The organism is Mesorhizobium sp. WSM4311, from assembly GCF_002295115.1.
Lineage (GTDB): Bacteria > Pseudomonadota > Alphaproteobacteria > Rhizobiales > Rhizobiaceae > Mesorhizobium.
This window is the reverse complement of record NZ_NSFV01000004.1, coordinates 161,389-184,330: the sequence shown is the minus strand read 5'-3', so window position 1 is coordinate 184,330 and position 22,942 is coordinate 161,389. Positions and strand designations below refer to the sequence as shown.

Here is a 22,942-nt window from a genome sequence, read left to right as displayed (position 1 = left end):
TTGGACGCGATCGAAAAAGCGATCCGGAACGCCTTGGAGAAGGGCAATGCCGAGGACCGCGCGTTCCGCGAGAAGGTCTATCGGTCGGCCTTTGCCGCGCTTGACCGTGCGCTCCAGGCCAATCCCGGGGTGACCGTGGAAGTCGCCATCAAGCGCCGCAAGGCGATCCAGGCGACGATCACCGAAATCGAATCCGAGTTCCTGCCGGCCGTGCCGGATGTCGGCCTGGAGGTCGACGACCCGGCGGCCGAGCCCGCGGCCGCCGCGGCGCCCGCCATCGAGATCGGCGACAAGGCGCCATTGCCCGCCGTCACCGTCGACGGTCCCGCGCAGCCGGCATCCGATGCGCCGCGATCGCGCGTGTTGCCGGTCGTTCCCGACATCATGCCGGACGCGACGCTTCCTGGCGCGCCGGCCATCGACATGTCCGTTCCCGCCGCTTCAGGTACCGCGACGGAAGTGGCGCCCGATCGCGATGAGCGGCGCATTCGCGGGCGCCGCCTGCCGTTGACCGCCATTTTCTTCACTGTCACCCTGCTTGCGGCGATCGGCATCGGCGTGTTCTTCGCCATGCAGACCGGCGTGTTCAAGACGGCGGCGCAGCTCGACACGGCGCCGCCCGAGGCGCCGCCAACCGTCGAGGACGATGATTTCACCCCGGCCGACGGCGCCAACGCGCCGGCCAAGCCCGGCGCCGCGGACCAGTCGCGCACCTGGATCAATGTGTTCTCGCCGGCCGACCCGACGCATGTCGCAGCCCCTTCGGACGCCAAGGCCTCGGTGATGAAGGACGATACCGGTCCGTTCCTGCGCATCCAGTCCGGCCCCTCCGGTTCGGCGATCGCTTTCGATGTCGGGCAGGGCGTGCTGGAGAAGCTCGCCGGCAAGCACGCCGTATTCGACATCATCGCGCGTGCCGAGGACGGCAAGGATACGCAGATTTCCGTCGACTGCAATTTCGGCGAGCTCGGCGATTGCGGCCGCAAGCGCTACGCGGTCGGCCAGCAGCGCAACGAATATCTGTTCGACGTGCAGTTCCCCAACAAGCATCCGGGCTCGGCCGGAACCATCGCCGTCAATTCCGATTTCGACAAGCAGGGCAAGGCGGTCGACATCTACGAGATCCGCGTCTCGATCGAGCCGTAAGGCTAGCGGTCGAGCAGCGCCTGCAGCGTCTCGATGCGGTCGGCCTCGTTGGCCGGCTTGTCCCAGCGCAGCCGTGAAATGCGGGGAAAGCGCATGGCGACGCCGGATTTGTGCCGGGTCGAACGGTTGAGCCCCTCGAAGGCGACTTCCAGCACCAGGCCATTGTCACGATCCGCCCGCACCGAACGCACCGGGCCGAAACGCTCGACCGTGTTGTCCCGGACATATTTGTCGATCTGCTTCAGCTCCTCGTCGGTGAAGCCGAAATAAGCCTTGCCGACCGGCACCAGTTCCTCCTCGCCCGCGGCTCCGGACCAGACGCCGAACGTGTAGTCGGAGTAGAAACTCGAGCGCTTGCCGTGGCCGCGCTGGGCGTACATCAGCACAGCGTCCACCGTGTGCGGATCGCGCTTCCACTTGAACCACGGGCCTTTCGGCCGGCCGGCGACATAGGGCGAATCCCAGCGTTTCAGCATCACGCCCTCGATGATCGGGTGCGGCGGCGCGCGGCGCAGGTTCTCCAGCGCCTGCCAATCCGCGAAGTCGACGAAGGGCGACAGATCGAAACGGCTGGGGTCAAGCGCTTTCATGAGGGCTTCGAGGCGGCCACGCCGTTCGCGGAACGGCAATGCGCGAAGGTCTTCGTCGCCGAGCTGAAGCAGGTCGTAACAGCGCATGAAAGCCGGATATTGCTGCTGCATCTTCGGCGTCACCGTCTTGCGGTTCAGCCGCTGCTGCAAATCCGAGAAGGTTCCCGTCGCCTCTCGCGGGTCGCCGACCAGCAATTCGCCATCGAGCGTCGCGGAAAAATGCATCGCGTCGGCTAGGTCGGGAAAGGCGCCGGAGACATCGTCGCCGGTGCGCGAATAGAGCCGGTGGATGCCGCCTTCCGCCACCGCCTGGACGCGGATGCCGTCCCATTTCCATTCGGCCGCGTAGTCCGCCGGATCGAGTTTTTCGAGATCGCCGTCGCCGACCGGATTGGACAGCATCACCGGACGGAACAAAGCCATCGCCGTGTTGCGGGGTTTTTCGGCCTTGCCTTCCAGCCAGGCGAACAGCGCCATATAGGGCGGCGACAGCCCGTGCCATAGCTCCTCGATCTCGGCGACGTCGACCTTGCCGAAATCCGCCAGCGCCTGTTTGGCGAGACGCGCCGAGACGCCGATGCGCAGGCCGCCGGTGACCAGCTTGATGATGGCAAAGCGCGCCGAGATGCCGGCGCTGTCGAGCAAGCCGGCCAGCACTTTCGGTCCGTCCGAGCGGCTTACCGCCTGTAGTTTGGCCACGACCTCGCCAAGCGTCGGCTCGCGGTTGGGGATCTTGCCCGGCGTCTGTGGCCAGACCAGCGACACCGTTTCGGCGAGATCGCCGACATAGTCGTAAGAGTAGCCGAACAGCACAGGGTCCATGCGTTCGGTGACCAGCATGCGCAGCATCGCCGGCTTGACCGCGGCTATAGTAAGGTCCCCGGTGATGGCCGCCAGCGCCAGCCCGCGATCCGGGTCCTCGACAGTTCGGAAATAGTCGACCAGCAGCGTCAGCTTGCCGTTGCGCGACGGCGTCAGCACCAGGCGGTCGAGGAGTTCGGCGAAGCGGTTCATGATGGTATGAACCACGCCATTGATGGAGGTTTGCGCTCTACGGCGCCCCCCTCTGTCCTGCCGGACATCTCCCCCACAAGGGGGGAGCTTGGCAGCTTCGGCGCCGGCTCATCTTCGGCAACGATGGAGATTGGCGAACGCCGACGCGACGTCCGATCTCCCCCCTCGTGGGGGAGATGGCCGGCAGGCCAGAGTTGGGCGCCACAGTGCTCGAAGGTGGTGATTGACGAGCAATACTGCATCAATCGCCCTCGTCCTCATAGCCCACCAGATGCAGCGGCCGGGCGGCGATGCTTTCGAGCTCGCACCAGCGAACCAGCGCTTCCTCGCGGCCATGCGTCACCCAGATCTCCTCGGCGCCGGTCTCCTTGATGGTGGCCGTGAGCTCGTCCCAATCGGCATGGTCCGAGATGATCAGCGGCAGTTCGACGCCACCTTGCTTGGCGCGCTGGCGGATCCGCATCCAGCCCGACGCGAAGCACGAGATCGGATCGGGAAAGCGCCGCGCCCAGCGATCGGCGAAGGCCGATGGCGGGCCGACGACGATGGCGCCAGTGAAGTCGTCCTTGCCGTCTTCGACCGTTGCCGGCTCGAGGATACCCAGGTCGATGCCCTGGCTCTGATAGTATTCGCTGAGCCTGGCCAGCGCGCCATGGATGTAGAGCGGCTTGTCATAGCCGGTATCGCGCAACAGCCGCATCACCCGCTGCGCCTTGCCCAGCGCATAGGCGCCGACCAGATGCGAGCGTTCGGGAAACTGCGCTGCCGATTTCAACAGGCGGGCGATCTCCCCCGTGTCCGGCGGATGGCGAAACACCGGCAGGCCGAAGGTCGCTTCGGTGATGAACACGTCGCAACGGATCGGCTCGAACGGCACGCAGGTCGCATCCCTTTGTCGTTTGTAATCGCCGGAGGCGACGATGCGCGTGCCCTGATGCTCGACCGATATCTGCGCCGAACCCAGCACATGGCCGGCCGGATGGAAGCTGACGCTGACGCCGTTCAGCGCGATCGTCTCGCCGAGCCGCGCGGCTTGCGTCGTTCCGGCAAAGTCCTCGCCGTAGCGCAGACCCATAATGTCGAGCGTCTGCTGCGTCGCCAGCACCGAGCGGTGGCCGGAGCGTGCATGGTCGGAATGGCCGTGCGTGATCAGCGCGCGGCCCACCGGCCGCACTGGGTCGATGAAGAAATCGCCCGGCGGGCAGTAAAGGCCCTCGGGCCGGGGATGAAGCAGGTCGGCGGCGCGCATGGTCCCCAAGATAGGATATAATTCCGCTGCGGGAAGCCGTCTGTCGGAGACTGCTGACTCTCAGGCCAGCTTTGCCCTACAGAGATGGCGGCCCGGCTGCCATCCGCCGGCGGAAACATCATCATGAAACCGCTTCAGACATCGTCCGGCGATTTGAACGCCGATCGCCGTGCCGACTATGCCGAGATGCTCTTTGCCTCCGGCGATCCCACGGCGGCGGCCGAGCTGCTGCTCGGCGCATTGGAGCTGGCGCCGCAATGGGCAATGGGCTGGTTCCGCCTCGGCGAGATGCACGAGGCATCGGGCAGGCTCGACCTGGCGGCGCAGGCCTGGGCGATGTCGCTGAAACTGGATGCGGCCGATCGCCAGGGCGCCGCCCTCAAACTGCAGCTGATCGGCAAGGCTCCGGTTGCCGCCGCGCCGCCCAGCGCCTTTGTCGAAGCGCTGTTCGATCATTATGCCGAAACATTCGAGGAGATGCTGGTCGGCAAGCTCGACTACCGACTCCCCGAATTCCTCGAGCAGATGATTCGCACGGCAAGGCCGGGCCACTTCCGCCTGGCGCTCGACCTGGGCTGCGGAACCGGGCTGATGGGCGAGAGGCTGAGGCCGATCGTCGACCGGCTGGAAGGGGTCGATATCTCGGCCAGGATGCTGAAGAAGACTCGGGCGAAAGGCATCTACGACACGCTGACGAAAGCCGATCTGCAGGGATTCTCTCATTCAGGCGAAAAGCCCGATCTGGTGACATCGGCCGATGTCTTGATCTACATCGGCGCGCTCGACGGTCTGGTGGGCACCGTTGCCGGCCTGCTCGCCGAAGGCGGCCTGTTTGCCTTTTCCGTCGAGACCCTTGCAGACGACGGCGACTTCGCGCTGCAGCCCTCGCGGCGCTATGCTCATTCGCAACCCTATGTCAGGCGGACACTCGAAGCCAACGGGCTTGCGATCCTGGCGCTGGAGCCAACCACCATCCGGCAGGATCGCCGCGAGCCCGTCAAAGGGCTGGGCGTTGTGGCGTGGAAGCCTCACGCCGTTTGAAGCGTGCATGAACACCATCCCGCTGCTGCGAAAAAGTCCGATTTGCGTGCGCGACTGATATTTGCGATCTGGTCGCATCAGTGCGGGATATCAGGAGGAGCATATCGGATGCGCTGGAACATGATGATCTTGGCATCCTGCCTGGCAACGGCCGGCTGCGTCGGCAACTCGATGTCCGAGCGGCAGGACGCCAACGTAGAATCCTCCCTGCAATACGATACCGTGCCGTGCGACCAGTTGCTGGCGCAGCGCAATGGCCTGGCGCAGCAATACAACCTTCCGGTGACCGCGAAGCCGACCTTCTCCAATCCCGCCATGGGTTTCGGTCCGTTCACGCCCGACATGCGCTCCAAGGCCAAGCGCGACAGTGACAAGGCGTCAGGCGAGATCGATGCCATGAACCGGTCGATCGAGCGCCGCGACTGCGGCAAGCCGGACAATCAGAAGAAGAAGTTCGCCCTGCCTGCCTGAAGATAGAAGCAGCAGCCGACGAGAGCGATCGCCGGCAGCATGCTCGCGTCCGCATGGGGGCGATCAATGAAACTCTCGGACCTAGGCGACCGCATCTGCATTCTGGGGCCGTCCAACAGCGGCAAGTCGACCCTGGCCGTCGCGATTGCCCGCAAGCGTGGCCTTGACCCCGTTCACCTCGATCTGCTTCATCATCTGCCCAACACAGACTGGGAGGCGCGTCCAAAGAGCGAATTCATCGCCATGCATGACGCCGCGATCGCCGGCGAGCGCTGGGTGATGGACGGAAATTACTCGATCTGCATGCCGCAACGTTTTCGGCGGGCGACGGGAGTGATCCTGCTGGATATCTCCACGCCGGCAAGCCTGCTGCGTTACTTCAGGCGAAGCTGGTTTGAGAAGAACAGACGCGGAGCCCTGGAGGGCGGACGCGACAGCGTCAAATGGGACATGATCCACCATATTGCCGTGACCACGCCGAAAAACCGCAGAAGATACCAGGCGATGTTCGAGGAACTCGACCTGCCGAAGCTCCAGCTGTCCTCGATGGGAGCAATCAAGCAGTGCTTCAGGCAATGGGACCTGGCTATATAGGACGCCTGGCTAATATCCCGCCTTGCGATCCACCAGATTCTCGAGCTTCTCGCCGCGCTCGAAGGCGTCCATCTGGCGCAGCATGGTCGGCACCAGATGCATGGGATCGGAGGTCGCCGCGGCGTGCGGAGTCACGAACACCTTCGGATGGTTCCACAGCGGGCTGGTCTTCGGCAGCGGTTCGACCTCGAACACATCGAGGCTCGCCTCCTTCAGCGTGCCGTCGTCCAGCGCCCGCACGATGTCGGCATCCTTCTGCAGGCGGCCGCGTCCGGCGTTGATCAGCACCGAGCCGCCGAGGCCGTTGCGCTTGCGCAATTCCTTCAGCACGCCGTAATTGATGATGCCTTGCGTGTCCGGCGTCAGCGGCAAAAGCACGACAAGGATATCTGTTGCCTTGAGGAAGGGGATCAACCCGGCCTCGCCGGAATAGGTCGCCACCCCTTGCATCGGCCGCTCGGTGCGCGACCAGCCATTGACCGCGAAGCCGAGCGACAGCAGCACCGAGGCCGCAGCACGGCCGAGATTGCCGAGCCCCATAATGCCGACAGAGATGTCGCCGGCTGGCCGCTGCGGCGGCTCGTGCCAGATCTTCTTTTGCTGCTGCTGCCGGTAGAGCAGGCCCTGGCGATGATGATCGAGCACCCGCCAGACGACATATTCGGTCATGTATTGCGTAAGATTGTCGGCGACGACCTTGAGGATCGGCACGTCGGGCAGGCCTGGATCGGCGAAAATATGGTCGACGCCGGCGCCGATGGAGAAGATGGCGCGCAGATTGGGCAGCGAAGACAACAAATTGGGCTTCTGCCTCCACACCACCGCATAGGTGATCGACGGATCCTTGGCGCCATCCGGCTCCAGCACTACCTCGCGCTCGGCCGACAGCAACTCGCGCCAGCGCTGCGGATGAAAGCCGGTGACGGCAAGCAGGATGCGGCCTTTTTCCATCGCGATTCGTCTAGTCCCTCTTTACGCAAATTACTGGCTGACGATGCCGACCGGCGCCGTCTCTATCTTGAAGGCGGCCGAGATCAGCGCCCGAGTATAGTCGGTTTGCGGATTTTCAAAAATCTGCTGGGAGGGGCCGGCTTCGACGATCTGGCCGTTGCGCATGACGATGACATCGTTGGCAAGCGCCCGGATGACCTTGAGGTCATGGCTGATGAAGAGATAGGCGAGGTCATGCTTGGCCTGCAGATTGCGCAGGAGGTCGACGACCTGCGCCTGCACGCTCATGTCGAGCGCCGATGTCGGCTCGTCCAGCATGACGAAGCGCGGGTTGAGCACCATGGCGCGCGCGATCGCGACACGCTGGCGCTGGCCGCCGGAAAACTCGTGCGGATAGCGGTTGCGGGTCGCCGGATCGAGGCCGACCTCCTTCAGCACGTCCGCAACCTTGTCGTCGCGTTCATCGGGCGACAGTTCCGGCTCGTGGATCTTCAGCCCTTCCTCGATGATCTCGGCGATCGACATGCGCGGGCTGAGCGAACCGAACGGGTCCTGGAACACGATCTGCAATTCGCGCCTGAGCGGCCGCATGGCGTTGAAGGTGAGCTGGTTGATGTCGCGGCCGTTGAACCGGATGGTTCCCGTCGACGAGATCATGCGCGCCAGGGCCAGGCCGAGCGTCGTCTTGCCGGAACCGGATTCGCCGACCACGCCCAGCGTCTGGCCGGCGCGCACGGTGACATCGATGCCGTCGACCGCCTTCACATGGTCGACCGTGCGGCGGAAGAAGCCCTGCTTGATCGGGAACCAGACCTTGATGTCCTTTCCGGTCATCACCGGCTTGGCGTCGGCGTTGGCGGCCGGCGGCTTGCCCTTCGGCTCGGCTGCCAGCAGGTGGCGCGTATAGGGGTGCTGCGGATTGGCGAAGATGTCCTTGGTCGGTCCGGTCTCGACGATCTTGCCCTTGGTCATGACGCAAACCCGGTCGGCGATCTTGCGCACGATGCCGAGATCGTGGGTGATGAACAGCATCGACATGCCTTTGCGGCTTTTGAGGCCCGCCAGCAGTTCGAGGATCTGCGCCTGCACGGTGACGTCGAGCGCCGTCGTCGGCTCGTCGGCGATCAGCAGTTCCGGTTCGTTGGCCAGAGCCATGGCGATCATGACGCGCTGGCGCTGGCCGCCGGACAGCTGGTGCGGATAGGCGTCGAGCCGCTTCTGCGGATCGCGGATGCCGACCTCGTTGAGGAGCGCCAGCGTGCGCGCCTTGGCCGCGCGGTCGGCCATGCCCTGATGCAGCTTCAGGATCTCGACGATCTGCTGCTCGATCGTGTGCAGCGGATTGAGCGAGGTCATCGGCTCCTGGAAGATCATGGTGATCTTGTTGCCGCGCACCTGTCGCAATTGCTTCTCGCTCATCGCCAGCAGGTCGGCGCCCTCGAACTGGATCTTTCCCGAGGGGTGGCTGGCACTGGGGTAGGGCAGGAGTTTCAACACCGACAGCGCCGAGACCGACTTGCCGGAGCCGGACTCGCCGACCAGCGCGATCGTCTCGCCCTTGGCGATGTCGAAGGAGATGTGGTCGACAGCGACAGACTGGCCGCCGCCCTGGCCGAAGGCGACGCTGAGGTCCTGGACGCTGAGCAGAGGCGCTTCGCTCATTTGAACGTCTTGCGCGGATCGAAGGCGTCGCGCGTCGCCTCGCCGACAAAGACCAGCAGCGACAGCATCAGCGAGATGACGACGAAGCCGGAAATGCCGAGCCACGGCGCATTGAGGTTGCGCTGCGCCTGCTTCAGCAACTCACCGAGCGAGGCGGACCCCGGCGGCAGGCCGAAGCCGAGATAGTCGAGCGAGGTCAGCGTCGAGATCGAGCCAGAGAGCAGGAAGGGCAGGAAGGTCAATGTCGCCACCATGGCATTGGGCAACAGATGCCGGAACATGATGGTGCGGTTGGGCACGCCGAGCGCGCGCGCGGCGTTGACGTACTCGAAGTTGCGGGCGCGCAGGAACTCGGCCCGCACGACGCCGACCAGCGCTACCCAGGAGAACAACAGCATCAGCCCGAGCAGGATGAAAAAGCCCGGTGGCAGGATGGCGGCGACGATGAGCAAGAGGTAAAGCACCGGGATCGCCGACCAGATTTCGATGAAGCGCTGGAACAGCAGGTCCGTCCAGCCGCCGAAATAGCCCTGCAAGGCGCCGGCGCCGACGCCGATCAGGGCCGAGCCGGCGGTCAGGATCAGCCCGAACAGCACCGATATACGGAAGCCGTAGATGACGCGCGCCAAGACGTCACGCGCCTGGTCGTCGGTGCCGAGCCAGTTCCAGTTGCCGACGATGCAGGCGGGGTCGGCGGCCCCTTGCGGATACTGGTTGCAGCGCTTCGCGGCGTCATACTGCCAGGACGGCTTGGCCGGTGCCGCTTCCGGAATGGCATTGTTGACGGTCTGGTAGGAATAGCGGATCGGCGGCCAGATCATCCAGCCATTGGCGTTGATCTCGTCCTGGATCACCGGATCGCGATAATCGGTGACGGCATAGAAGCCGCCGAATTTTTCCTCGGGGTAGGCGACCAGCACCGGAAACAGGATTTCACCCTTGTAGGACGCGATGATCGGCTTGTCGTTGGCGATGAATTCGGCAAACAGCGACAGCGCGAACAGGACGAGGAAAATCCACAACGACCAGTAGCCGCGCCGGTTGGCCTTGAAATTCTGCAGGCGGCGCTTGTTGAGCGGCGACAGGAACGGCCGTGGCATCCGCTCCGGCACCACGCCGGCAGTGACGCTTGCCTCCGACATCAGACGTCTCTCCGCTCGAAATCGATGCGCGGATCGACCCAGGTGTAGATGAGGTCGGACAGCAATCCGACGAACAGGCCGAGAAGCGAGAAAATATAGAGATTGGCGAACACCACCGGATAGTCGCGCTCGACCACCGAGCGGAAGCCGAGCAGGCCGAGGCCATCGAGCGAGAAGATGTTCTCGATCAGCAGCGAACCGGTGAAGAAGGCCGAGATGAAGGCGCCGGGGAAGCCGGCAATGACGATCAGCATGGCATTGCGGAAGACATGGCCGTAGAGCACCTGTCGCTCCGACAGGCCCTTGGCCCGCGCCGTCACCACATACTGCTTGCGGATTTCCTCCAGGAACGAGTTCTTGGTGAGCAGCGTCGTCGTGGCGAAGGCCGACAGCACCAGCGCCGTCAGCGGCAGGGTCATGTGCCAGAAATAGTCGGCGATCTTGCCTGGCCAGGACAACTGGTCCCAATTGTCCGAGACGATGCCGCGCAACGGGAACCAGTCCCAGAAGGATCCGCCGGCGAACAGCACCATCAGCATGATGCCGAACAGGAAGCCCGGAATGGCATAGCCGACGATGACGACGCCGCTGGTCCAGACGTCGAAAGGCGTGCCGTCCTTCACCGCCTTGCGGATACCGAGCGGGATGGAAATCAGATAGGACAAGAGCGTGATCCAGAGCCCGATCGAAATCGACACCGGCATCTTCTCGAGGATCAGGTCGAGCACCGAGATGTCGCGGAAGTAGCTGTTGCCGAAATCGAACCGGATATAGTTCCACAGCATCATGCCGAAGCGCTCGAGCGGCGGCTTGTCGAAGCCGTACTGCTTCTCCAGCTTCTTGATGAATTCCGGATCGAGCCCCTGCGCGCCGCGATATTTCGAGCTGACGTCGCTGGCGACGTCGAAATTGGAACCGCCCGCATCGCCGCCGCCACCGCCGAGGCGGTCGCTGCCGCCCTGATTGGTCAGCTTGGCGATCACCTGCTCGACCGGGCCGCCCGGCGCGAACTGGATGACGGCGAAGGAAATCGCCATGATGCCGAACAGGGTCGGGATCATCAAAAGGATGCGGCGCAGTATATAGGCGCCCATCAGGCCTCCTGCCCTTTGCGGACCGATACTTCAGCCTTTGCCAATTTTTGCCGCCTTGCCCTTATCGAACCACCACTGCGTCTCGACCGGAAAGCCGAAATCGGGCTTTTGCTCGACAAAGCCGAACATGTCCCAATAGGCGACGCGGTGATTCGCCAGATAGTATGTTGGAATCCAGTCTAGCCGCGCGCGCAAGACCCGGTCGAGCGCTCTGAGCGCGGTGACGAGTTCTGTTCGGCTGCGCGCCTTGCCGGCGGCCACGATCAGCGCGTCGATGGCCTTGCTTTCGGTACCCGGATAATTGCGCTGCCCCGGCGTGTTCGCCATGCGGGAATCGTAGAGCATCTCCAGGCTGTCGACCGTGGGCGTTGCTCCGATTGACCAATGGAGGAGGTTGAGGTCGAAATCGAAATCACTCTGCCGCTGTTCATATTGCGCCGAATCGACCTGCCGGATCGAAGCATCGATCCCGATCGCCTTCATGTTCTCGGACCACGGAGTGAAAATGCGAACGATGCCTTCGTCCTCCGCCAGCATTTCCACCCGCAGCCGTTCGCCCTTGTCGTTGACGACGAAACTGCCCGTCCGTTTCCAGCCGGCTTCGGCAAGCAGTTTCGAGGCCGCGCTCAGCAGCTTGCGGTCATGCCCTGAACCGTCCGAGAGCGGCTGCGTTACCGCCTCGCCAAACACCTCCGGCGGCAACTCGGCCCGCAACGGCTCCAGCAGGGCCAATTCGCCTGGCGAGGGCAGGCCCTCGGCCTTGTAATCCGAACGTTCGAAATTCGATTGCGAGCGCTCGTAGGAGCCGTAAAACAGCGCGCGCTTCATCCATTCGAAATCGAAGCAGTTGGCGATCGCCTGTCGCACCCGCTCATCGCGGAATTGCGGACGGCGCTGGTTCAGCGCGACGCCCTGCATGTCCGGCGTCTTCTCGCCGGGAAATTCCCTTTTGACGACCTTGCCATCGTTCAACGCCGGAAAATCATATCCGGTGGCCCATACACGCGAGGTGAACTCCTCACGAAAATGCGTATCGCCTTTCTTGAAGGCCTCGAATGCGGCTTGCCGGTCGAGATAGAAGTCGATGCGGATGCGGTCGAAATTGTACTGGCCGCGGTTCACCGCGAGATCGCGGCCCCAATAGTCGGCGACGCGTTCATATTCGACAGCCTGTCCGGCGACCACGCGTCCGATCTTGTAGGGTCCCGAGCCAAGCGGCGGTGTCATGGTCGAGGCATCGAACTCATTGGCCGTATAATAGGCCTTGGACACGATCGGCATGGCCACGACCGCCAGGATGTTTTGCGCCGACTGTTCGCCATTGAAGGTCAGCTCAAGGGTGACGGGGTCGACCGCGACCGCGTCGGTCATGTACCGCAATGCCTTGGAAAGGTTCGGGTGACCCTTGTCCTTGTAGAGCTTCAACGCGAAGACAACGTCTTCGGCGGTCAGCGGCGAGCCGTCGTGGAAGCGCGCCTGCGGACGAAGCACGAAGCGAAAGCCATTGCGGTCCGACGACAAGGTGACGGACTCGGCGAGCAGGCCGTAGACCGTGTCCGGCTCATCGAGCGCGCTTGCCATCAGGGAATCGAAACAGAGTTCGGCGCGCGGCGGCGCCTCCCCCTTCAACACCAGGAAATTCAGTGTGTTGAAAGTCAGGAAGCTCTGGTTGAGGGTTGCGCTGGGCGGCGTGAAATTCATCTGGCCGCCCTTGGGCGCGTCCGGATTGACATAGTCGAAATGCGCAAAATCCGGTCTGTATTTGAGGTCCCCGAAGGCCGACATGCCGTGCAATTTCACGCCGGTCGCAATGTCGGCGAAGGCTCTTCCCGGCAGCAGGGCCGCGGCAGCGGCGGCCCCGCTCAGTGCCAGGAAATCGCGGCGCGGCAGCATCGCCATCAATTGCCGCCCTTGTATTTGGCGGCCAGTGCCTTCTCCTTGTCGAGGTCAATCCACCAGGAATCGATGTCGACACCGACATAGGCGGGCTGCTTGTCGGGGAATTTGAACTTGTCCCAATAGGCCAGCCAGACCGCCGACCGATAATATTGCGGCACGACGTAGAAGTTCCAAAGCAGCACCCGGTCGAGCGCATGAGTGGCGGCGACAAGATCCTCGCGGTCGGTGGCGAAGATGACACGGTCGACCAGCGCATCGACGGTCGGATCCTTGATGCCCATCAGATTGCGCGAGCCCGGCGTGTCAGCGGCTTTCGAGCTCCAGAAATCGCGTTGCTCGTTGCCGGCCGAGTCCGATTGGCCGAACAAGCCCGTGACGGCATCGAAATCGAAATTGTTGACCCGGTTGATGTACTGGGTCTGGTCGATGATGCGCAGCGAAGCGTCGACGCCGATCTTGCGCAGATTGGCGATGTAGGGACTGGCGATCACCTGGTCGGTGTCATTCCAGCCAAGGATCTCGAACTTGAACGGGGCGCCTGTCTTGGCGTTGACCATCTTGCCGCCCTTGATCACCCAGCCTGCCTTGGCGAATAGATCGACCGCCTGTTTCAGGTATTTTCGCTCCGCTTGTGGCGAATCGTAGACCGGCAGCTTGAACTCTTGCGTGAAGAGCTCGGGTGGTAGCTTGTCGCGATATTTCTCGAGGATCTCCAATTCCTTGCCTTGCGGCAGCCCGCTCGACGCCAATTCGGTACCCTGGAAATAGCTCGACGTGCGGGTGTTGAAGCCGAAGAACAGCGTGCGATTCATGCTCTCGAAATCGAATGGGATGGTCAGTGCCTCGCGAACAAGCCGGTCCTGGAATAGCGGCCTTCGCTGGTTGAGGACAAAGCCCTGCATCGGCTGCGGCGATTGGGTCTGGAAGTCCTTCTTGACGACGTCCCCGGCCTGGATGGCCGGGAAATTATAGGCGGTCGCCCATTTGCGGGAGCTGTACTCGCGGTTGATGTCTTCCAATCCGCCCTTGGTGAAGGCCAGCCAGGCGGCATTGTCGTCGAGGATGTAGGTATATCGGCGCGTGTCGAAATTCTCGCGACCGATCTTCACCGGCAGCTTGGCCGCCCAATAGTCCGGCACGCGCTGCCAGACGATTTCCGACCCCGGCTTGAAGCTGGCGATCTTGTAGGCCGCCGATCCCAGCGGAATTTCCAGCGTCGGCTTGGTGACGTCGCGCTTCTTGCCATTGGCGTCGGTGCCTTCCCACCAGTGCTTCGGCAGCACGGCGAGGTCGCCGATGATCTTCGGCAGTTCCCGGTTGCCCTTCTGGTTGAAATGGAACTCGACCTCGCGGTCGGAGATCGCCACTGCGTCGGTGACATTCTCGAAATAGCGGCTGTATTGCGGGCTGTTTGCCTTCAACACCTGGAACGACCAGATCACGTCGTCGACGGTGATCGGCTGGCCGTCATGCCATTTCGCGCGCGGGTCGAGCCGGTAGGTGGCCGAGGAATAGTCAGCCGGATATTTGTAAGCGTCGGCGATCAGTGGGTGGCTGGTGCTGCCCTCATCGGTCGCCTGCTCCATCAGCGTGTCGTAGAGCAGGCCGCCGCCGAAACCGACGAGGCCCGCCGCCGGCGATCCCTGCACGATGTAAGGGTTGAAGCTGTCATAGGTGCCGAGCAGCACCGAATTCAGCGTGCCGCCCTTGGGCGCGTTCGGGTTGACGTAGTCGTAGTGCTGAAAATTGTCGCCGTATTTCGAGTCGCCGATCAGCGATGAGGTGGTTCGCCACTCGTCGGCCAGGGTCGTCTGCAGTCCGGCCACCAAAAGGGCTGCCGCCAGCAACGACCTGAGAAGCGTTCGGCCAACCGTCATGCACTGTCCTCTTCGCGATGCGTTTCTCCGGACCATCCAGAAAAGGCAATCTAGATGATTTGGCGCTCCTGAAAACCGCCATGCGCGGCTTTGTCGCCGCATATGCGTTTTTCCTAACAAAAAAGCCGGGCAGAACCCGGCTTTTCTATGAACGCTTTGATGACAATTCGGTTATTTGGCCGGCGCGGCTGGTGCCGGAGCCGCGGGCGCGGCAGGCTTGGCCGGCGCCGCGCCGTCAGCCGGCTTGGCCGGAGCGCTGGCGTCGGCGGCGGCGCCCGGTGCCGGCAGCGGCTTGGGATTGTCCGACAGCGTGCGCAGATAGGCGATGACGTTGGCGCGGTCCTCGTCCTTGGGCAGGCCGGCGAAGCCCATGGCCGTGCCCTTCACGAATTTCTTCGGCGAGGTGATGAAGTGGTTGATGTTGTCGTAGGTCCACTTCTCGGTGCCGCCCTTGGAAAATTCCTTCATGCCGGCCGAGTAGGCAAAGCCTTCATGTTCGGCGACAGGACGATCGACGAGATCCCACAGATCGGGGCCGACCTTGTTGGGGCCACCCTTTTCACCGGAATGGCAGGCCTGGCATTTCTTGAAGACCGCAGCACCCGCCTCGACATTGGCGGTCGCCAGCAGGTCGGCGATCGGCTTGGCTTCGGCGGCCGGGGCGGCCGGGCCGCCTTCGGCCGGCTCGGCTGCCTCGATGGCAAAACCGGGCTTTTCAGGAGCCGGCGAGGCAAACAGCGCGTCAGATACCAGGCCGACCGAGAAAACGACGAAAACGGTTCCGAGCAATCCGGCAAGCAGCTTGTTGACTTCGTTGGAATCCATACGCCCCTTGCTCCCTTTTCCGGCGGACCGAACCGTCCACTCCGTCCGTCGGTATCGAGACCCGCCCTCCAGAGCCGGTCAAATCGGGCGGAAACTAGGTCTTTTGCTCCGGCGTTGCAACACCTATAAGGGCGCTGCCAGTGAGACCTTTTGCCACTTTTCCCCTCCTCTTTTCGAACGCCTTGCCACCGCCATGTCTACCCTGATCCTGATACCGGCCCGCATGGCCTCCACCCGCCTGCCGGGCAAGCCGCTGGCCGACATATCCGGCGCGCCGATGATCGTCCATGTCGCGCGTCGCGCGGCCGAAGCCGGCCTCGGCCGCGTGGTGGTGGCGACTGACACGCAAAGCGTCGCCGAAGCGGTGCGCGCGCATGGTTTCGAGGCGGTGATGACGCGCATCGACCATGAATCCGGCTCCGACCGCATTCACGAGGCGCTGGCCGCGCTTGATCCCGGATGCAAGGTCGAAACGATCGTCAATGTGCAGGGCGACCTGCCGACCATCGAGCCCGGCATCATCGCCGCCTCGCTCAGGCCGTTCGAGGACGCGGCGGTGGATATCGCCACGCTTGGTGTCGAGATCGTCCGCGAAGAGGAAAAGACCAATCCGAACGTCGTCAAGATCGTCGGTTCGCCGCTGTCAGCCACGCGGCTGAGGGCGCTCTATTTCACCCGCGCCACAGCGCCTTGGGGCGAGGGGCCGCTCTATCACCATGTCGGCCTCTACGCCTATCGCCGCTCGGCACTCGAACGCTTCGTTGCACTGAAACCGTCGCCGCTGGAGCGCCGCGAACGGCTGGAGCAGTTGCGGGCGCTGGAAGCCGGCATGCGCATCGATGCCGAGATCGTCCGGTCGCTGCCGCTCGGCGTCGATACGCCACAAGACCTCGAGCGCGCCCGAACCATCCTTTCAAACTGAGAAATCCCTTCGACACCGTGAATCGAGACCCGGCCCATGCCTGAAAAGACCAACAGAATATCCTTCCAGGGCGAGCCGGGCGCCAATTCCGACACCGCCTGCCGCAACGTCTATCCCTCGATGGAGCCGTTGCCGTGCCCGACCTTCGAGGATGCCTTCAACGCGGTCGAGACCGGCAAGGCCGACCTCGCCATGATCCCGATCGAGAACACCATCGCCGGCCGCGTCGCCGACATCCATCATCTGCTGCCGGAATCGCGGATGCACATCGTCGGCGAGTATTTCCTGCCGATCCATTTCCAGCTGATGGTGCTGCCCGGCGTCAAGCGCGACGAGATCAAGACGGTTCACAGCCACATCCACGCACTTGGCCAGTGCCGCAAATACATCCGCAAGAACGGCTGGAAGGCGGTCGTCGCCGGCGATACGGCCGGTGCCGCCAAGATGATCTCCGAGGTCAAGGACCGCACCATGGCCGCGCTGTCGCCGGCGCTGGCCGCGACGCTCTACGGGCTCGATATCATCGAGGAAAATGTCGAGGACACGGATTCGAACGTCACCCGTTTTGTCGTCCTGACCAAGAGCAAACAATGGGCCGAGCGGCCTTCAGCCGACACCAAGATGATGACGACTTTCATCTTCCGCGTCCGCAACGTGCCGGCGGCCCTCTACAAAGCCATGGGCGGCTTCGCCACCAACGGCATCAACATGACCAAGCTGGAGAGCTACCAGCTCGGCGCTTTCACCGCGACCCTGTTCTACGCCGACATCGAGGGCCATCCCGACGATCCGCTGGTCAAGCTGGCGCTGGACGAGTTGCGCTTCTTCTCGCGAGAGGTGCGGATCCTGGGCGTCTATCCGGCCAGCGAGTCGCGTGAGCAGTGGAAAGTGGCGGATTAGAGCAATCCCAGGAAGCCATGACTTAAAAGCCTACGCCTGGATGGCCCACGGATTTACCAATGTTACTCCCGTTCCCTCGAAATCGCCAATGTTGCGCGTCACCAGCGTCATCCGCCGAGTGAAGGCCGTGGCCGCGATATAGGCATCATTGATCGGTTTGGGATTGGGCACGTGCCATTGTGCCGCCTGAACGGCCGCTGCGTCGTCCAGCGGCAAGATACGACCGGAAAATGTTGTGAGAACCGCATTTTCCAACCAATTGCGCAGCACTTTGCCAGCAACGGCGTCGTTGTGCTCTACGAGTCTTACGCCAATCTCCAGTTCGTGCAGGACTACGGACGAAATGAAGGTTTCGGCGGGATCGACGGTTTCGTTCCAGACCACGACATTGGGATGCGCCCTACCACTCGATACCTTGCGCAATTCGGACACGACATTGGTATCGAGCAACAGCATCAGGACAGGTCTACTGGTTGGGCATGTTCCGTGCGGGCCGGGAGCGGCAAGTCAACGTCACCCGCTTCCGGTGTGGCCAGCATGTCACCGAGCGACCGCGTTTTACCGGTGAGCCGTTTATATTCATCGAACGATAAGAGGACATGCACTGGCCGCCCTCTGTCGGTGATGATCACGGGGCCGTCCTTGGCAGCGCGTTTTGCGCGGCCTAGATCCTGATTGAGTTCGCGACCTGAAAGCGTGGTGATCATACCAATTCCGCAAATGTGGTTACGTAACCACATTTAATCCGTTTGAGCGGAAATTGCAAGGTTGAGCGCACGAATGGCAACCCATCGCAAGTTTCATGGATAGGGTTGCGTCGCCCTTGCCAGGAGCGCTATCGCGCTCGCTGTTGTTCAACGCTGGCTGCGCTTAAATCACCGCACCCAGCGGCACATAGTCGATCTCGAGAAATTTCTCGACCTCGGGCACCCAGCGGTCGCGCACGAAGGCGACATGGTCGGGATGATCGTTGTATCTGGTGTAGGCGGCCTGGTCGGCGAACTCCATCGAGAAGCCGAACTGATAGTCGTTCTTGGGGCTGATCTGCCGCAACTGTTCGAAATGCGTGACGCCCCGGATCGTCGAGAGGGCTTTCTTGGCATCGACCAGGAAACGCTTTTCCTCCAGCGAATGCGGCGGATGCTTCAGCGTGAAGACGACGGTGTGACGGATCATTTTCTACTCCTGCAATGCTTCCAAAAATTTTCCCAACTTCTCAGCCTCGCTGGAAGGAGGCCTATGGAAAGGAGAATCTTACTGCTTGGGTTGTCGAATGACATCTATGCCCTCCAATTTGCCAATAATCTCGATGAGTTTCCTCATGAGTTTGCCATCGGATTGCTCTATTGGACCAGAATCGAACCTCTTTGATATCTGTGCCAATTTTCTGATGGTATATAAGCAGTTATCGCTTGAAAGGTTTCTATCTATTCTTAGATCTATGGAGCAATAGAAAAATCTTCGCTCTATCCTGCCAGACATTTGTAAATTGCTTATGAAGCCTTCTGGATCTGACGCTGTAGGGCCGCCGAAGGTATGGCCGGCTGCAGGATCGACTGACAGCAACCCAACCAAAACAGACGCCCACATATGACGCAGAATAAATTCGCTCATTCGCTGTCGACCCAGGCGCGGATGAGATGGTGCGCGATCGCCCCTTTCGGCGGCGTGACAAGGTTGTCGGCATGCTCCCTGGCCAGCATGAGGCGAACCTCGTCGCGGCCGAACCAGCGGCAGTCCTCTAGCTCGTTGAGGTCGGCCTGGATGTCCTCATTGAGCGGCTCGCCGAAGCAGCCGATCATCAGCGAATAGGGAAATGGCCAGGGCTGGCTGGCGTGGTAGACGACGCGGCCGAGCCGGATGCCGGCCTCCTCCAGCGTTTCGCGGCGCACCGCCGCCTCAATCGTCTCGCCCGGCTCGATGAAACCGGCAAGCGCCGAATACATGCCCGGCGCGAAATGCCGGCCGCGTCCGAGCAGGCATTTTTCCCGTGTCGCCGTCAGCATGATGGCCACCGGGTCGGTACGCGGAAAATGTTCGGTGCCGCAATTCGGGCAATGGCGCTTGTAGCCGCCAGCCCGCATTTGCGATTGCGTGCCGCATTTGCTGCAAAAACGATGGCTGGCGTGCCAGGCAAGCAGGGCCGCCCCTTGCGCCATCGCTCCCGCCGCCGCTTCGTCGATCAGCCCCTGCATGTAGACAGACCGGTAGTCGATCGCCTTGACGGTCTCGGGCAGCTGTTCGGCCTCGATCCCCACAGGCATCGCCAGTACCGGCCCCTGTTCGGAAAAGCCGAGCAGCACAGCCCCGGCGAGGGACGGCTTGAAGGGCTCGCTCCCGGCGGCGTCGAACCAGGGATCGAGACTGCCGCTGTTACCAAGCTTCAGGTGGAGCCGGCCGCCATTCATCAGCAAAAGCCGCGTCGTCGGATCCGCCAGCGCCTTGTCGACCGAATCGTCGGCTCGATTCTCGGATTGCCGGTCGATCATGTTGCCGGCAAAGCCGACGAACTGGCTCGGCTCGCGCAAAGGCGCGTCAAACAGGCGGAAGCTCATGCGGTCTCTGATGCTTTGGAATGGACATGTCCGGGAATGAACGTGTTTCGGAACAACACCGGGGAAGGCTTATAGCGCCGCCCTTACGGTTTCGGCAAACCGGCGCAGGTCGGAACGCTGATAGGGCTCGCGCAGGCCATACCCCCACACCGGGCCGGGCCAGCCGGGATCGCCTTCGGACCGTGCGACGATATGGATATGCAGTTGGCGCACGATATTGCCAAGCGCGCCGGTGTTGATCTTGGTGCAGCCGCTGACTTTCTTGAGCGCCTGCGCCACCATATTGGTTTCGAAGGTCAGCATCGCCTGGTCGAGCGGCGTCATGTCGTGGATTTCTTCCGCGCCCGGCCGCTGTGGCACCAGGAGCAGCCATGGCCAGCGGCGGTCGTTCATCACCCGCAATTCGCACAGCCCAAGCCACATCAACTGCTCGCTGTCCGCCTCCAGCCGGGCATCCAGCGTGAATCCGGCCTTCAGGCCCGGCAGCATCGGCGTTTCCCTTGCTTTTCTTGTTTTCATCAAACCACGAACGCTAGAGCGGCTGCATCGGGGCTGCAAGCGAATCTCTCTTGTGATGGCGCCGATTTGCCTGCGCACTTGCATTTCGTCGCGCAATTGCCGATATGGACATCGGGAGGTTGGTGGTGGACGATCCACTCGCCAACCGGGTCAGGTCCGGAAGGAAGCAGCCCTAACGAGCCCGGAACGGGTCATTGTTCCAGCCTCCCACCTCATCGGCCCTTCCTCGCGACATTGACGACGCATTGCAGCGCGGGCGAGACTATGCGCAGGAATCGGCGCCTTTGGGCGCGGCCTTTTGGAGCTTAACGGGCGAATGAGCGAAGCCGGAAATTCGGGGCCAAAAAGCCCGGAGAATGGAAAGGCCGCCGCCTACCGCGTGCTGGCGCGCAAATACCGGCCGTCGAATTTTTCCGAGCTGGTCGGCCAGGAGCCGATGGTGCGCACCCTTACCAACGCCTTTGCCACCGGCCGCATTGCCCAGGCCTGGATGCTGACCGGCGTGCGCGGTGTCGGCAAGACCACCACGGCGCGCATCCTGGCGCGGGCGCTGAACTACAAGACCGCGACCGTCGACCAGCCTTCCGTCGACCTCGCCGTGCTCGGCGAGCATTGCCAGGCGATCATGGAAGGCCGCCATGTCGACGTCATCGAGATGGACGCCGCCTCGCACACCGGCATCGACGACATCAGGGACATCATCGAGCGCGTGCGCTACGCGCCGGTCTCGGCCCGCTACAAGGTCTACATCATCGACGAAGTGCACATGCTGTCGACGCAGGCCTTCAACGGCCTGCTGAAAACGCTGGAAGAGCCGCCGCCGCACGTCAAATTCATTTTCGCCACCACCGAGATCCGCAAGGTTCCGATCACCGTCCTGTCGCGCTGCCAGCGCTTTGACCTCAGGCGCATCGACGCCGGCGCGCTGGTGGCGCATCTCTCCTCGATCGCCGCCAAGGAAGGCATTTTGGTCGACGACGACGCGCTGGCGATGATCGCGCGCGCGGCCGAAGGCTCGGCTCGCGATTCGCTCTCCATCCTCGACCAGGCGATCGCGCACGGCGGCGGCGCCGTCAGCGCCGAAGCGGTGCGGACCATGCTGGGCCTGGCCGACCGCGCCCGCATCGTCGATCTGTTCGAACATGTGATGAAGGGCGACGTGGCGGCGGCACTCGCCGAATTCCGCGCGCAATACGACACCGGCGCCGATCCGGCCGCGGTGCTGACCGATCTTGCCGAGTTCAACCACCTCGTCACCCGGTTGCGTTTCGTGCCGACCGCCATGGACGATGCATCGCTGTCGCAGGACGAGCGCCAGCGCGGCGCCGATTTCGCCAGGGCGCTGTCGGTCCGTGTGCTGTCGCGGACCTGGCAGATGCTGCTCAAGGGAATTCCCGAGGTGCAGTCCTCCAACCGGCCGGTCAGTGCCGCCGAAATGGTGCTGATCCGGCTGGCGCATGCCGCCGACCTGCCGACTCTGGACGAGGCGTTGCGATCACTGGACGGGGCAGCAACAGTTCAGAATGGCGCATCGCGCCCGAATGGCGCCCCTGCCGGTCCTGGCAATGGCGGCGCGGCCAGCGCGGTGGCGCAGGCGCGCATGCCATCCGGTTCCGGTGGCGCGCAGACCATGCGGCTGGTCGAGGCCACGCCGGCGCCGGCCGCCTTCGTCGCGCCGCCCGCGCCGGTGTCCGAGCCGCAGCAGGTGCCGGTCAGGTCGCTGGCCGACATCGTTGCGCTTGCCGACGCGCAGCGCGACATAGCTTTCAAGGTGCTGGTCAAGCGTTGCATCCGTCCTGTCCGCTTCGAGCCCGGCCGCATCGACGTCAGCCTGACCGACGATGCGCCCAAGCTGCTGCTCAACGACCTGACGACGAAACTGCGCGCCTGGACCGGCCGCAACTGGCTGGTGTCGCTGTCGAAGGAAGAGGGCGGCCAGACACTGGCCGAAATGGAATCGACCAAGCGCGAAAACGCCTTCCTCGATGCAAAGAGCGATCCGACGGTTGCCGCCATCCTGGCGCGCTTTCCCGGCGCCAAGATCATCGACGTGCGCATTCCCGACGCGCCGGAGGCAGACGCGACCGAAGCCGAAGTGCCGGTCGAGCCGCCGGCGGATGACGACGAGACCTGACAAACCAAGACAAGGATCGGACCATGAAAGATCTTCTCGGCCTGATGGGCAAGGCGAAGGAAATGCAGGCCAAGTTCCAGGCCATGCAGGATGAGATCGCCACGGTCGAATCCGTCGGCCAGGCCGGCGGTGGCCTGGTCAGCGTCACCTTGAGCGGCAAGTTCGAGATGAAGTCGCTGAAGATCGACCCGTCCCTGTTCAAGGAGGATGAGGTCGAGATCCTCGAGGACCTGATTCTGGCCGCCCACAATGACGCCAAGGCCAAGGTCGAGCAGATCATGCAGGAAAAGACCAAGGCGCTGACATCAGGCCTGCCGATCCCGCCGGGAATGAAACTGCCGTTCTGATGCGTCTCGC

General features: G+C 62.9%; 22 protein-coding genes and 1 other RNA gene. 9 read left to right on the top strand and 14 right to left on the bottom strand.

The annotated features are described in order from the left end of the window. The gene (locus CK226_RS11720) at nt 1-1,146 is read left to right on the top strand and encodes a hypothetical protein (protein WP_095791933.1); all 1,146 of its coding nucleotides are present in this window, start codon (nt 1-3) and stop codon (nt 1,144-1,146) included. Between the two features lie 2 nt (nt 1,147-1,148). On the opposite strand, the gene CK226_RS11715 is transcribed toward CK226_RS11720, so the two are convergent. Next, the gene (locus tag CK226_RS11715) at nt 1,149-2,750 is read right to left on the bottom strand and encodes a cisplatin damage response ATP-dependent DNA ligase (RefSeq protein WP_095791932.1); all 1,602 of its coding nucleotides are present in this window, start codon (nt 2,748-2,750) and stop codon (nt 1,149-1,151) included. Nucleotides 2,751-2,991: 241 nt separating this feature from the next. Beyond that, entirely contained in the window at nt 2,992-3,999 is a 1,008-nt protein-coding gene (locus tag CK226_RS11705) for a ligase-associated DNA damage response exonuclease (protein ID WP_095791931.1), read from the bottom strand. Between the two features lie 123 nt (nt 4,000-4,122). Here CK226_RS11705 and CK226_RS11700 point away from each other — a divergent pair, with 123 nt between their 5' ends. From CK226_RS11700 to CK226_RS11690, 3 genes are all read left to right on the top strand, one after another. After that, on the top strand, nt 4,123-5,040 hold the full coding sequence (locus CK226_RS11700; RefSeq protein WP_095792152.1) for a class I SAM-dependent methyltransferase: 918 nt from the start codon (nt 4,123-4,125) through the stop codon (nt 5,038-5,040). 108 nt (nt 5,041-5,148) lie between these two features. Next, nucleotides 5,149-5,511 carry a hypothetical protein gene (locus CK226_RS11695; RefSeq protein ID WP_095787250.1) on the top strand — a complete coding sequence of 121 codons (363 nt, stop codon included), beginning with the start codon at nt 5,149-5,151 and terminating at the stop codon, nt 5,509-5,511. Between the two features lie 66 nt (nt 5,512-5,577). Further along, on the top strand, nt 5,578-6,105 hold the full coding sequence (locus tag CK226_RS11690; protein WP_095787251.1) for an AAA family ATPase: 528 nt from the start codon (nt 5,578-5,580) through the stop codon (nt 6,103-6,105). A gap of 9 nt (nt 6,106-6,114) precedes the next feature. Here the strand turns inward: CK226_RS11690 and CK226_RS11685 are convergent, their stop codons facing one another. The 7 genes from CK226_RS11685 to CK226_RS11655 form a co-directional block, all read right to left on the bottom strand. Next, complete coding sequence (locus CK226_RS11685) at nt 6,115-7,056, bottom strand: glyoxylate/hydroxypyruvate reductase A (RefSeq protein ID WP_095791930.1); 942 nt, start codon at nt 7,054-7,056, stop codon at nt 6,115-6,117. Nucleotides 7,057-7,086: 30 nt separating this feature from the next. After that, the gene (locus tag CK226_RS11680; RefSeq protein ID WP_095791929.1) at nt 7,087-8,718 is read right to left on the bottom strand and encodes an ABC transporter ATP-binding protein; all 1,632 of its coding nucleotides are present in this window, start codon (nt 8,716-8,718) and stop codon (nt 7,087-7,089) included. Then, complete coding sequence (locus tag CK226_RS11675) at nt 8,715-9,860, bottom strand: ABC transporter permease (RefSeq protein ID WP_095787254.1); 1,146 nt, start codon at nt 9,858-9,860, stop codon at nt 8,715-8,717. Before CK226_RS11675 ends, CK226_RS11680 begins: the two co-directional genes overlap by 4 nt. Next, a complete protein-coding gene (locus tag CK226_RS11670) occupies nt 9,860-10,954 on the bottom strand; it encodes a microcin C ABC transporter permease YejB (RefSeq protein WP_095791928.1) in 1,095 nt (364 codons plus the stop codon). The genes CK226_RS11675 and CK226_RS11670 overlap by 1 nt, the downstream gene beginning before the upstream one ends. A 30-nt stretch (nt 10,955-10,984) precedes the next feature. Further along, nucleotides 10,985-12,853 carry an extracellular solute-binding protein gene (locus CK226_RS11665; RefSeq protein ID WP_095791927.1) on the bottom strand — a complete coding sequence of 623 codons (1,869 nt, stop codon included), beginning with the start codon at nt 12,851-12,853 and terminating at the stop codon, nt 10,985-10,987. Further along, nucleotides 12,853-14,730, bottom strand: a complete 1,878-nt coding sequence (locus tag CK226_RS11660; RefSeq protein ID WP_095791926.1) for an extracellular solute-binding protein — start codon at nt 14,728-14,730, stop codon at nt 12,853-12,855. Before CK226_RS11660 ends, CK226_RS11665 begins: the two co-directional genes overlap by 1 nt. Before the next feature lie 171 nt (nt 14,731-14,901). Next, nucleotides 14,902-15,555 carry a cytochrome c family protein gene (locus tag CK226_RS11655; RefSeq protein WP_095787258.1) on the bottom strand — a complete coding sequence of 218 codons (654 nt, stop codon included), beginning with the start codon at nt 15,553-15,555 and terminating at the stop codon, nt 14,902-14,904. A 193-nt stretch (nt 15,556-15,748) separates the two neighbouring features. Between CK226_RS11655 and CK226_RS11650 the strand changes: the two genes are divergently transcribed. Further along, nucleotides 15,749-16,477 (top strand): 3-deoxy-manno-octulosonate cytidylyltransferase, encoded by a 729-nt coding sequence (locus CK226_RS11650; RefSeq protein ID WP_095791925.1) that lies wholly within the window; start codon nt 15,749-15,751, stop codon nt 16,475-16,477. A 36-nt stretch (nt 16,478-16,513) separates the two neighbouring features. Continuing rightward, complete coding sequence (locus CK226_RS11645; protein WP_064984594.1) at nt 16,514-17,377, top strand: prephenate dehydratase; 864 nt, start codon at nt 16,514-16,516, stop codon at nt 17,375-17,377. A 30-nt stretch (nt 17,378-17,407) separates the two neighbouring features. Here the strand turns inward: CK226_RS11645 and CK226_RS11640 are convergent, their stop codons facing one another. From CK226_RS11640 to CK226_RS11620, 5 genes are all read right to left on the bottom strand, one after another. Next, the gene (locus tag CK226_RS11640; RefSeq protein WP_095791924.1) at nt 17,408-17,833 is read right to left on the bottom strand and encodes a type II toxin-antitoxin system VapC family toxin; all 426 of its coding nucleotides are present in this window, start codon (nt 17,831-17,833) and stop codon (nt 17,408-17,410) included. Then, nucleotides 17,833-18,084, bottom strand: coding sequence for a type II toxin-antitoxin system Phd/YefM family antitoxin (locus CK226_RS11635; RefSeq protein WP_095791923.1), 252 nt, complete (start codon nt 18,082-18,084; stop codon nt 17,833-17,835). Before CK226_RS11635 ends, CK226_RS11640 begins: the two co-directional genes overlap by 1 nt. Before the next feature lie 163 nt (nt 18,085-18,247). After that, the gene (locus tag CK226_RS11630; RefSeq protein ID WP_095771792.1) at nt 18,248-18,553 is read right to left on the bottom strand and encodes a Dabb family protein; all 306 of its coding nucleotides are present in this window, start codon (nt 18,551-18,553) and stop codon (nt 18,248-18,250) included. 434 nt (nt 18,554-18,987) lie between these two features. Further along, nucleotides 18,988-19,932 (bottom strand): NAD(+) diphosphatase, encoded by a 945-nt coding sequence (gene nudC, locus CK226_RS11625; RefSeq protein ID WP_095791922.1) that lies wholly within the window; start codon nt 19,930-19,932, stop codon nt 18,988-18,990. Nucleotides 19,933-20,001: 69 nt separating this feature from the next. Further along, the gene (locus tag CK226_RS11620; RefSeq protein WP_095771794.1) at nt 20,002-20,421 is read right to left on the bottom strand and encodes an HIT family protein; all 420 of its coding nucleotides are present in this window, start codon (nt 20,419-20,421) and stop codon (nt 20,002-20,004) included. A gap of 144 nt (nt 20,422-20,565) precedes the next feature. Between CK226_RS11620 and ffs the strand changes: the two genes are divergently transcribed. The 3 genes from ffs to CK226_RS11605 all read left to right on the top strand — a co-directional run bounded on the left by ffs (nt 20,566) and on the right by CK226_RS11605 (nt 22,932). Next, nucleotides 20,566-20,662: signal recognition particle sRNA small type (ffs, locus tag CK226_RS11615), an RNA gene on the top strand. A gap of 105 nt (nt 20,663-20,767) precedes the next feature. After that, nucleotides 20,768-22,585: a DNA polymerase III subunit gamma/tau gene (locus CK226_RS11610; protein ID WP_095791921.1), complete on the top strand. Its 1,818-nt coding sequence runs from the start codon at nt 20,768-20,770 to the stop codon at nt 22,583-22,585. A gap of 23 nt (nt 22,586-22,608) precedes the next feature. Further along, entirely contained in the window at nt 22,609-22,932 is a 324-nt protein-coding gene (locus CK226_RS11605) for a YbaB/EbfC family nucleoid-associated protein (RefSeq protein ID WP_095771796.1), read from the top strand. Nucleotides 22,933-22,942 lie beyond the last annotated feature (10 nt).